Annotated in this window: 2 protein-coding genes and 1 pseudogene; 1 reads left to right on the top strand and 2 read right to left on the bottom strand. The window is 75.0% G+C overall.

What is annotated here, in order from left to right; all coding sequences use genetic code 11:
• Positions 1-205 precede the first annotated feature (205 nt).
• Positions 206-2,236, bottom strand: coding sequence for an AsmA-like C-terminal region-containing protein (locus ROTAS13_RS21375; RefSeq protein ID WP_075823343.1), 2,031 nt, complete (start codon positions 2,234-2,236; stop codon positions 206-208).
• A gap of 191 nt (positions 2,237-2,427) precedes the next feature.
• Between ROTAS13_RS21375 and ROTAS13_RS21370 the strand changes: the two genes are divergently transcribed.
• The gene (locus ROTAS13_RS21370; RefSeq protein WP_058389788.1) at positions 2,428-2,865 is read left to right on the top strand and encodes a GNAT family N-acetyltransferase; all 438 of its coding nucleotides are present in this window, start codon (positions 2,428-2,430) and stop codon (positions 2,863-2,865) included.
• 31 nt (positions 2,866-2,896) lie between these two features.
• On the opposite strand, the pseudogene ROTAS13_RS21365 reads toward ROTAS13_RS21370, so the two are convergent.
• A pseudogene (locus ROTAS13_RS21365) lies at positions 2,897-3,446 on the bottom strand (rRNA cytosine-C5-methylase); the annotation flags it as partial.

The following is a 3,446-nucleotide window of genomic DNA, read 5'->3' as shown; positions in this document are numbered from 1 at the left end:
TCGCCTTACGGTGGAGCTGTGCGTAGATGTGATCAAGAGACAGGAGGTGTCGGGCCAGCTCCGCGCCCAGGCCTTCGAGATCACCGGCATCGGCCCGGACCGTTTCCGCGCCCTGGTCACCGCCGAGGCCCGGCGCTGGCCGGAGGTGGTGCGGGCCTCCGGCGCCCGGCTGGAGTGACGCCCGGCGGGGCGAAGCCTGCCGCGCTCAGCCAGGGGAGAGACAGGGGCTGCGGCGGGCATAGTCGCGGAGTTCGGGCGGGATGCGTTCCAGCACGTTGCCGGCGGCCAGCAGGGCGCGTCCCTCCGGCGTCCAGCGGGCGGGGCGGATGGACGGGGCGGCGAAGGCGCCGCTGACCCGCACGGGGATATCCAGCGCCAGGATGCCGGTGGTGGACCGGGCGCTGCCCACGGTCAGGTCCATCTGCCGGCGGCGCAGGTCGAAGCGGCCATTGCCGGCGATGGTCCCGTGCTCGGCCCGCAGGCGAAAGGGCGCGACCGTGGCGACGCCGTCGCGCAGGTCCACCACGCCCAGGAGGCAGGAAATGGCGCTCTGCCCCCGCGCCGTGCGGAACAGGCCCCGCAGGTCCTGCGAGGCGAGCTCGATCAACTCGCGCGCGATGCTGCCGCCCGTCATGCCCACCACGGCCGAGGCATGCGCGCCCCGCGCCGCGCCGTTGAGCGTCGCGCCGCGGGCGCTGAGCGTGACATGCCCGTCCATCCGGCCCTGGAGGTCGATCTGGCCGATGCCGAGTTCCCGCCGCAGGGCCTGGACATCCAGGCCGGTGGCGGCGAGCCGGGCGGAGATGCGGGCATCGGGCTGGCCGGGCTCCGCCGGGCTTTCCACCGCCCCCTGCCCCTCGACCTTTCCGCCGAGATAGCCGCCCGAGAGGTCCTCCAGCACCACGCGCCCCGGCTCCAGGCTGGCGGCGAGCCTGGCCCCGGTAAGGCGCAGCGTGCCGTAGTCGAGCTGCTCCGCGCTGATCCGGGCCGAGACCAGCATCCCCGGCGAGCGGTCCACCACCAGCGGCAGGTCGGTGGTGTCCCCCGAGCCGCCGCTGGCGGATGCGCCGAGCAGGCGGTTCAGGTCCAGGCGGGCGAAGGGCAGGTCGAGGGCGAGCCTGTCCGGCTCGCCCCGCGCGCCCTCGTCGAGCCGCAGCCGCGCGCCCGCGATGGCCGAGCCGCCCAGGGCGCCCGAGGCATCGCGCAGCCGCCAATGGTCGCCGGAGCGTTCCAGTACGCCGGCAAGGCGGAGCGGCGGGCCTGCCTTCGCTTCCGGCGGCGGCGATCCGGCGATGGCGAGGAGGACATCCGGCGTCGCGGCCTCCAGCACGAGTTGCCCCTTCGCCCCATCCAGGTTCAGCGGATCGGCCATGGTGCCGCCGAAGCCCAGGCTGGTGTCGCCGGAATTCACGCGCAACGTGACGGGGCAGGGCCCGCTCTTGTCGCGCAGCGCCAGGAAGGAGGCGAGATCGACCTGCAGGCGCAGCGGCAGGCTGTTATAGGCCCCCTGGGCGCTGAGCCGCACCGGCTCGTCCAGATCCTCCGCCCCGAGGGAAACACGGTCGAGCCGGACATGCAGCCGGTTGCCGCCCGATGTGGCGATCTCCACCTCGCCATCGGTCAGGACGAGGTCCAGCAGCGCGGGAAAGCCCGCCCGGCCGGGGGGATCGACCGGCGGCAGGGCATCCGGCCCGGCCCCCTGTGCCGGCGGGACCGCCTGCCCGGCGGGCACCCCAGGAGCTGTCTCGGGAGCCGCCCCTGGGGCCGCGCCAGCGGAGGCCGTGTCCCGGGGCTGTGCCGAGGCCGGCTGCCGGCCAGCCCCCCGGACTTCCCCTTGGGCCTCCTGTTGGCCCTTCGCGTGGAAATGCCAGTTGCCGGTGCCGTCCGGCGCCCGCTCCAGCCGCAGCCTCGCGCCGGAAACCGACAGGTGCCGCAACACGGGCGGCCCCTGGAGCAGCGACAGGACATCCAGCTCGCCCTCGGCCTGGGCGACCTCCAGCATGGGCGCCGCGCCGGGCAGCCCGGCCAGCCGCAGGCCCCGCACCTCCAGGCGCGTCCAGTGCCCGGGCACCACCTTCAGCCCGGCGAAGGCCAGGTCCCGCCCCAGCAGCGCGCCGCCGACCCGCCCCGCCACGGGGCCGAGGTCGAGATGCGGCAGCAGCCACCAGCCGCCGGCCAGCGCCAGCAGCAGCAGGACCGCCAGCGACAGCATGATCCGGATGGCCCAGCGAATCATGATCCTGCCTGAGCTCCACCCGTCATCCCGCGCCTGGTTCCGCCGTTCCGCGCCGGCAGAGGTACGGGATCGGCACGCCATGCCACAAGCCGTTCGCGGAACGGGCCTCGCGGCGCTTCCCCGGGAAAGCCCCGCGCCTTGCGCCGCAAGTGCGGCCTTGCCCCCGGAAGGCGGGCCGGCCACCCTGGCGCATGGATGCCCAGATCGCCGTCACCGATTCGCCGGCCGAGGCCGAGCGCGAGACCGTCTTCCGGGGGCTGATCGCCTTCAACACGGAACGGGCCGGGCCGCTGGAGATGCGGCCCCTGGCGGTCATCCTGCGCGATCCGGGGACGGGCCACCCGCTGGGCGGGCTGATCGGCCGCACCACCCGGGACTGGTTCTTCGTGGAGATGTTCCACCTGCCGGCGGAAGCGCGGGGCCAGGGCACCGGCCGTCGCATCCTGATCGCGGCGGAGGAGGAGGCGCTGCGGCGCGGCTGCCGCTACGCCTGGCTCGACACCTTCAGCTTCCAGGCGCGGGGCTTCTACGAGAAGCTCGGCTACAGCGTCTTCGGCACGCTGGAGGACTACCCGGCCGGCCATTCCCGCTACTTCCTGCGCAAGACCCTGGGCGAGCCGGGCCGGTAGGAGCCGCCCCGCCCGGGGTGCGGGAAACGGCCTAGGCCCTCGCCCGGAAGCGGGCGGCGAAGAAGCCGTCCAGCCCGCCGCGTTCCGACCAGAGATCGGGCCGGGTGCGCAGCGCCCCGTCCCGCGTGACGGCTTCGGCGAGGCCGGGCACCTCCTTCGGCCGCACCGGATCGAGTTCCAGCCCCAGCGTGGCGGCCGTGGCCAGATGCGCCTCGCCCTCCTCCGGCTGCAGCGAGCAGGTGGCGAAGACCAGCCGCCCGCCGGGCTTCAATTGCCGCGCCGCCGCCGCCAGCATCCGGCGCTGCAGGTCGGCCAGCGGCGCGATGTCCGAGGCGCGCTTCAGGAAAGGCACGTCCGGGTGCCGGCGCATGGTGCCGGTGGCGGTGCAGGGCGCGTCCAGCAGGATGGCGTCGAACCGCTCCGCCGGCGCCCATTCCAGCACGTCCGCGACCGCCAGCTCCGCCTCCAGCCCCAGGCGGCGCAGGTTCTCGCCCAGGCGTCCGGCGCGCTTCGCATCCTTCTCCACCGCCGTGACCCTCGCCCCGGCGGCGGCGAGCTGCGCCGTCTTGCCGCCGGGCGCG

It is taken from the genome of Roseomonas sp. TAS13, assembly GCF_001950415.1.
Taxonomy (GTDB): Bacteria; Pseudomonadota; Alphaproteobacteria; order Acetobacterales; family Acetobacteraceae; genus Roseomonas; species Roseomonas mucosa.
Note: the sequence above shows the minus strand (reverse complement) of the source record. Positions and strands in the feature narration are given on the sequence as shown.